General features: G+C 37.2%; 6 protein-coding genes and 1 CRISPR repeat array. Of the genes, 5 read left to right on the top strand and 1 reads right to left on the bottom strand.

Going from position 1 to position 6,989, the window contains the following annotated elements; translation table 11 throughout:
* Positions 1-58: 58 nt before the first annotated feature.
* Positions 59-1,472: direct repeats of the CRISPR family, unit length 37 nt; unit sequence ATTCGCGAGCAAGATCCATTAAAACAAGGATTGAAAC.
* Between the two features lie 26 nt (positions 1,473-1,498).
* A complete protein-coding gene (locus ACPK8D_RS15985) occupies positions 1,499-1,765 on the top strand; it encodes a hypothetical protein (RefSeq protein ID WP_424718848.1) in 267 nt (88 codons plus the stop codon).
* Positions 1,766-2,341: 576 nt separating this feature from the next.
* Positions 2,342-2,602: a hypothetical protein gene (locus tag ACPK8D_RS15980; protein ID WP_424718847.1), complete on the top strand. Its 261-nt coding sequence runs from the start codon at positions 2,342-2,344 to the stop codon at positions 2,600-2,602.
* A 133-nt stretch (positions 2,603-2,735) separates the two neighbouring features.
* Here ACPK8D_RS15980 and ACPK8D_RS15975 read toward each other — a convergent pair whose 3' ends face one another.
* Positions 2,736-3,134 carry a cupin domain-containing protein gene (locus ACPK8D_RS15975; RefSeq protein WP_424718846.1) on the bottom strand — a complete coding sequence of 133 codons (399 nt, stop codon included), beginning with the start codon at positions 3,132-3,134 and terminating at the stop codon, positions 2,736-2,738.
* A 743-nt stretch (positions 3,135-3,877) separates the two neighbouring features.
* On the opposite strand from ACPK8D_RS15975, the gene ACPK8D_RS15970 reads away from it, so the two are divergent.
* From ACPK8D_RS15970 to ACPK8D_RS15960, 3 genes are all read left to right on the top strand, one after another.
* Positions 3,878-4,234: a hypothetical protein gene (locus tag ACPK8D_RS15970; RefSeq protein ID WP_424718845.1), complete on the top strand. Its 357-nt coding sequence runs from the start codon at positions 3,878-3,880 to the stop codon at positions 4,232-4,234.
* A gap of 1,314 nt (positions 4,235-5,548) precedes the next feature.
* On the top strand, positions 5,549-5,851 hold the full coding sequence (locus ACPK8D_RS15965) for a hypothetical protein (RefSeq protein ID WP_424718844.1): 303 nt from the start codon (positions 5,549-5,551) through the stop codon (positions 5,849-5,851).
* A gap of 112 nt (positions 5,852-5,963) precedes the next feature.
* Complete coding sequence (locus tag ACPK8D_RS15960; protein ID WP_424718843.1) at positions 5,964-6,071, top strand: GNAT family N-acetyltransferase; 108 nt, start codon at positions 5,964-5,966, stop codon at positions 6,069-6,071.
* The last annotated feature ends 918 nt before the right edge of the window (positions 6,072-6,989 follow it).

Raw genomic sequence — 6,989 nt, 5'->3', positions numbered from 1 at the left:
CCATTAAAACAAGGATTGAAACCAAACATCCAAATATTGCCGGAGCTACCGCAGAAGAATTCGCGAGCAAGATCCATTAAAACAAGGATTGAAACGTACCCAGGTCGCTGCCCCGTATATGTCGATAGCATTCGCGAGCAAGATCCATTAAAACAAGGATTGAAACCGTTGTAGTATGGGATGAGAAAGAGGCTATGTTCAAATTCGCGAGCAAGATCCATTAAAACAAGGATTGAAACAGAGTCTAACATAATTCTCAATCATCCACGATTGATTCGCGAGCAAGATCCATTAAAACAAGGATTGAAACACATCCTCAAGAACTTCCTCAAAACTATTCTCAGGATTCGCGAGCAAGATCCATTAAAACAAGGATTGAAACCTCCTGCATGGGGGATTCTTGGACGAGATGAACCTGATTCGCGAGCAAGATCCATTAAAACAAGGATTGAAACGGTGATAACATGCCCCTCGACATCCAACAATACCAATTCGCGAGCAAGATCCATTAAAACAAGGATTGAAACTAGGTGAGAAGCGAGTCATTGAAGTTGGTTCAGGGATTCGCGAGCAAGATCCATTAAAACAAGGATTGAAACCTTCTCTCTCAGGCTCTTCTTCAAAGTCCTCAAGGATTCGCGAGCAAGATCCATTAAAACAAGGATTGAAACTCAGGACATTGGTTCAGCAGTAACAAAGCTTACCTGATTCGCGAGCAAGATCCATTAAAACAAGGATTGAAACAGGGCGATATCAGGGTACATACTCCGAATGAGCCTGTATTCGCGAGCAAGATCCATTAAAACAAGGATTGAAACTCTTCATGCGCTTCAAGTTCTGCGGTTTCTTCAAGTATTCGCGAGCAAGATCCATTAAAACAAGGATTGAAACCAGATTATTATATTTCTGCTGGCATGTGCTACAGCGATTCGCGAGCAAGATCCATTAAAACAAGGATTGAAACCTACAGTGCCACCGCATCAAACGGTACAATCATACAATATTCGCGAGCAAGATCCATTAAAACAAGGATTGAAACATATTTCAATAGTGCCTCGATATTTCCAGCGTGGGATTCGCGAGCAAGATCCATTAAAACAAGGATTGAAACAGGTCACTCACAGGCACCCGGCCCCCGGAAACCAATTCGCGAGCAAGATCCATTAAAACAAGGATTGAAACTCACAAGGGAAAATGGACTCCCTTCTGCAAACTTAAATTCGCGAGCAAGATCCATTAAAACAAGGATTGAAACACAATTCGGGGAGCTAGACCGAGATTGATAACCGAAATTCGCGAGCAAGATCCATTAAAACAAGGATTGAAACCAGGAGAAAGAACAGGTATTCCGTTCTGCATAAGAATATTCGCGAGCAAGATCCATTAAAACAAGGATTGAAACCGCTAAAGGTATATCTTCAGGAAATATAATACGATTCGAGAGAAAGATCCATTAAAACAATGATTGAAACTGGGACTGTAGACGAGGAATGAAAGCATGACTGAAGACATGGATAAAATAGCGTTAGAAGGTCAAATAATAAACATTCAAACATTAATCGAGCTTGACGAAGAAGACATTAAAGGCTATACAGAAGACCTGGCGAACCAAAATATAACAGAAGGACCTCATTATAATGAAACAATGGAAATCATAAGAGAAAAAAGAATCCATGTAGGGATATTATATAAAAAACTCGAAATTTTGAAAGATGAAACCCTATCATCTAAAGAACGGATGCTACGTGCCTTAATGGTATGTTAATTCTTTTCAGATTATTAAAAAACAATAGAAGTATTTCTGGGACGCACATAATAAAAATTGAACTGCATGTCTCTAGAGTATGCTGCTATTGTTTGAGCCTGTAAGACTGCCGGGCGAATATTCTTTTTATTCTTCTGCAAAAGTAAAGGTTATCTCTTTGCTGCTCTCAGGCCTCCACAAAGCAAATTAACCGGCTCTCAGCTAAGGCCTTAAACTTTCCATGGCTATTTGAAAGCAAGCTTCATTAAGACAGGGATTGAAACCTTATAATTTTACGCTTGAAAATTCAAGTGGCACTAATCATTCGAGAGCAAGATCCATTAAAGCAAGGATTGAGCCGTATCTTTACCCGGATCTGGAGCCCTATTAAAGATCCTATCTAAAAGACTGTATAACTTCAAAACTTCCCTCAACAAACTTAATATACCTGTTACTGCTATTTTTATCTCAATTCACTTATTTATATACTCCAATATTTTCAGGCACAAAGTGGAAGGGGAGCTTAATTCAGGTTTTTTATAATAATACAGAAATTAGGACTCTTACAAGCCTCAATAATAAAAACGGATGGGAAAAATGATAGAAAATATTTGGATAATTATTCCGAATATAATAGCTTCGTACATGGTCATGGTCAATAAAGCGTTCTATGCCAACGTGATTTACTGCTTCGGTTACCTTTTATTCATCTGGCATAATTATAATTCCGGTGACAGCTCACAAATGATTTATTTCACAATTTTAGAAGTAATGTCAATTGTAGGGGTTTTTCTATATCTGTATACCACCAGAAAAGCGATTCGAATTAATGACAGGAAGAACAGCAGTAAAGGGTGAGCCAGGAACCCTGTGATAGAAACCCTGTGATAGAAACAAATAGCAATTACAAAAAAGAGAAAAAATAAAAGTGCTTTATAAAATATAAAGCACTCTTCATTATATTTTCAGTGGTCGTGGCGGGAATTTGCCGTTATTCCGTAGTTACTCCGTCGAACTCGGCTTCATTGGCTTCGGCTTCTTCTTTCGTGGCGCGTACGATTCCGTCCTTGTGGTGTGCTGGCGAATAGATGGTGTAGAGTTTCAGTTCTTCAGTTCCGGACGTGTTGATGATATTGTGTTCCGCGCCTGCAGGCACAACAACTGCAACTCCGTCACTGAGTTCGTATTCGTTGCCGTCGATTAAGCACTTCCCCTGGCCTGATTCGAAACGGAAAAACTGGTCGTTTTCCTCATGCACTTCCATCCCGATGTCTTCTCCGGGCCTGAGGCTCATGAGTACCAGCTGGCTGTACTTTGAAGTATAGAGCACCTTGCGGAAATTGTCATTTTCCAGAGTGGCGTCTTCGATATTGATAGAAAATCCTTTCATGTATTTTCAATTTATAGTTAGTTGTATATAAGACTATTCGCAAGCAATGTCAGCTAAAGATCCACCAGGACAGGGATAGAAACTATCAATTGTGTAGCTTTAACCTGCCTTACTTATTTATATCCTTAGATAAGATTCGTTAAAACAGGAGTTGAAATAAATGATCGGCTCCAGTGATTTAATAAAACCATATGACTAAGTTAAAGAAGAGCTAAAGGCAGCATGACAGAATAACATCAATAAACTTTATATACTGGTTACTGCTATTTTTATTTACATCAATTTATTTTATTGCTCCTGCGTTTTTGTGGTAGAAAGTGGAAGGAGGACTTTATATACCGCTTTATAATAACCTAATAATTCAGGATTTCTACAAAGCCTGGATCCTGAATATAAGTTCGGATGTAAACTCGGATACAAATTCAAATAAATTCGATATAATTCAATTTTAAGATTGACAAAAACAGAGTCCCGTTGGAATATTTAATAGCCTTTAATTTTTTCTCAATAAGCTTAATATACTTGTAAGTACTATTTTCATTTATAATAATATATTTTAATGCCCTGCTTTTTTATCATGGGAAGTGTAAAAATCACTTGATCCAATTTTTTTATGGCAACTTATATTTATATCTCATATTTATATCTCATAGTTTAATGTTTTTCAGAGTTGAAACTCTGGTATCTGCGATCTAAAAAATATATTTCAAAATCAAAATCAATTAAAAAAGGAAGCGATGATTTTGGATACACAAAAAATGAAAACCCTGGTTCGAAAATTTAATACCTACATTGAAATGAATAAGGACTATCAGGCTTATTCAGACTTTAAAGAAGGAGTTAACAAAGGCCTGGATATAGCCAAGTACACTTTCGAGGAGAATCTGGAAAAACTCTCTTTACCCGGCCCGGGTGAAGATCAGGCTGAAAGGATCAGAGGCATGGAAAATAACTTTGTCCAGCTTTTAGATGGGATTGCCCTGTCAAAAAAGCCAAATTGTTCGGAAGAGCGTTTGGATGGAGTACATACTGGATTCGAAAAATCTAAAAAAATATTTAGAGAATTCGTAAAAGAGTCATTCTCCCAGGAGAATACATAAAGTTTATAATTTTTTGAGCTTGAAAACTCTATTCTTTTCTGAGTTCAAAAGCTCTTTCTTTTTTTGAGTTTAAAGACTCTACTTTTATTGAGTTTAACCGCTCCACCTTTTTTATCGGCTTAAACCCTGGATTTTTTGACTCAGCCTGACAAAAAAGTGATTTAAGATTTTCACTGGCTTTTTTATCTCACCCCTGCTCTTCCCATTCTCGAAAACAGACTAATGTTGATAAGCAAATGATTCCAGGATAGCAAGAGGATCGATAACACGCCAACCAAGACAACGCAATAACCTAAGACAACGCAATAACTCAAGATAACTCGATAACTACAGAGAGTACAGAACCGAAGGAAATAAACAGGTCAGGAGAAGATGCGAAACCATGGAATAACTCAGGCTGATGGAAGAGGATACGTCTGGTTTGCGCCCGAGGGCCCAGGGCGGCGGGTTATCGCAGACGTGGCAGATGCCACATTCATCAGAGCCAGCCTTCTAGCCGAGGAGGAAAAAGTTGAGGTTGAGGCTCTCTGAGAGATGAAAACCGGCAGAAACTACCGCCCTGCGGGAGAGGAAAAAAGAGAAAATAATTCCGAAAATTAAGAATATTCGTTATCAAGAGCCATTAAAACCGGGATTGAATCGATTTTCTCCTGATTTTGCCCTGCTGGCCGCGCAGTTATAACGATCGGCTTGAAACTCCTTGAAATTGAAACGTACCGAAAATGTTAAAAAGGATGCTATATTATCGTGCTCTTAATACCATATGAAGGTAAAAAGGAGCAAGTAAAACGTCAACGACCGAAATACAAATCTCAGTATGTACATTGTTGTTTTTGTCGATCTCTTTCGCAATTTTGTCCTGTGGCTGTAAGTTTTTTGCCTGGAAATGTTCAAAGTATAGTAAAGTGTAAGGAAGGAATAAGTACATTCTTTAGCTGGATAAAACCAGCTTTAATTTTATGTAATTTTTTATTTTTTATTTTTTTATTTTTTACATCTCGTCGATTTTATGATTTTTACATTCTAATTTTCTTTGCAATTTTTAGATCTTTTATTAACTCTTTTGTATTTCTACAGGGGTTCTGCTATTCAGTCCGGAGAATTTTGCGATTGGATTACCGATTCGCAAGCAAGATCCCTCAAAATGAAGGTTTAAACTATTCTGGCAGGAGAATCGGGTACATTTATAAAGGCTCGTGAGTAAGGCCATTTAAAAAAAGGACAGAGTGCCAGACAAAATTGATATAAAATGAAATATATAATATCCTACGCAATATTTAGATGAATCGGAATTTCAGTCGTACGGGGGAAATTATGGATCAGAAAGAAGATCAGACAATGTTTGGGGTTTGTCCGAATTGCGGAAAGCCGTTCAGGATAGAATCAACAGGCGGCGGGGAAGAATGGCGCTACTGTGCAGATGTTTGTATAAACCCTGCATCAATACCGGCGGGAGCAAGGCTGCAGCCCGATCAGGCTACATTACACTTCGTGGATAGCAATATGAATGAGTATACTCGAGAGAATTACATCAAAACTCATGGCATTGATCCTCTGCCCATCTGGAAAGCAATGGAAAAATGGCGTGAAGAGCAGATGAAGAAGTGGAAGATATAATATTAACGCGTGCCGATTCTGAATTATTTTTACCTTTTTTACCTTTTTTACTTCCTATTTTATTTTTAGTTCATTTTATCTATTTTGGTTTCGCTTTTTTAGCTCGAATTTTTTGTTTTTATTCCACAGCGAGTATAGAAACAAAGGGTATGGGACTGCAGTCTTACAGAAAGCTGTGGAGACCGCAAACGAGAATAATTGTATAAAGTTGTGTTGTTAACCGGACGAAAGGAAGAAAGCACGCTTAGATTCTATGAACAAGCAGGGTTTAAAAGGGGAATAAAGACCGGGTTATAAAAAGGCTGTAATGTAGAAAGGAGAACCCATTCATTCGAAATAGTAGGAAGTTACTTTATTCGAATCCAGAACTCCCTGAAACGAGAACGAAATAAGTATATATAAATGATATATCAATTAATCATCTGGAAGCGAGATTAATCTAATCAGAGTTAAAACTTCTTCTATTGGTATATACAGTTTTTTTCGTTTTTAAAAATACGGAGAGGGTAGACTGGAAGAGCAAAAAGTTAAAGATGCAGTTAGAATCTTCAGTAAGCTGATCGATGAGAATAAGGATAGGCGACCTTACTCCGATTATAAAGAAGGAATTAATCAGGGACTTGAAATAGCTAAGGATGCTTTTGAGGAAAATGCAGAGAAATTTGTTCATTCCAATTCAAATAATTTTAAAGAAGATCGAAATGCAAAGATAAAAAGCTTACAGGATAGATTTGACCTGCTTTTAGACACTATTGTTGTCGAAAAACCGCGTTATACCAAAAACCATTTAGATGGGATAGATAAAGGATTAGAAAAATCCAGACAGCTGTTTGGGGAATTTATAAAAGATTTCGTATAAATTCAAATCAAAGCTTAAGAATTCTATTTTTTGATTGTTTTTCGATTATTCTTTTATTATTCTTTTTAGGGTCCTCTTAAATTCATCATCAAACTGAAGACTATTTCTCTTTTATTCCATTAATTAAGGATACTGGTAGTTTCCCCAAAAAAAGTACATTTTATTTTTTACCAAAATCAAAATTGAAGTAAAAATAAACCGTAAATTTTATTGAGGAGGACGTACAATCCTCCTCTGGCGATATATTATGAAAGCTCCGCTTATTCCACTAAACGAAGA

This window comes from Methanosarcina sp. (assembly GCF_049706645.1).
Classification (GTDB): domain Archaea; phylum Halobacteriota; class Methanosarcinia; order Methanosarcinales; family Methanosarcinaceae; genus Methanosarcina.
Note: the sequence above shows the minus strand (reverse complement) of the source record. Positions and strands in the feature narration are given on the sequence as shown.